We start from the raw sequence: 219 nt of genomic DNA, 5'->3' as shown, positions 1-219 counted from the left end.
CCCGCCACAAAGACCGCCGTCAGCAGCAAGGCGATGGCGGCATAGAAGAAATCCCGGTCGATATTGCCGAACGCGATCCAGAGCGTTGTCAGGATGACCAGTGGAACCGCCACGCCCCAGCCGGTCCAGGAGACGGAAGCGAGAGGCCGGGCTATGTCGCGGCGAGCCGTCCAGAAGCCGGCGGCGACAAAGACCAGGCCGAGAACCAAGCCTGCATAC

Annotated in this window: 1 protein-coding gene; it reads right to left on the bottom strand. The window is 64.4% G+C overall.

The window, feature by feature from the left end:
* Window positions 1–209: hypothetical protein (locus ASE56_RS17190; protein WP_235556895.1), on the bottom strand; the 209-nt coding region annotated here is incomplete at its 3' end.
* Between the last annotated feature and the right edge of the window lie 10 nt (window positions 210–219).

The organism is Microbacterium sp. Leaf203 (assembly GCF_001421275.1).
GTDB classification, from domain to species: Bacteria; Actinomycetota; Actinomycetes; order Actinomycetales; family Microbacteriaceae; genus Microbacterium; species Microbacterium testaceum_A.
The sequence above is the reverse complement of the archived record's forward strand: the minus strand, read 5'-3'. Positions and strand labels throughout refer to the sequence as shown.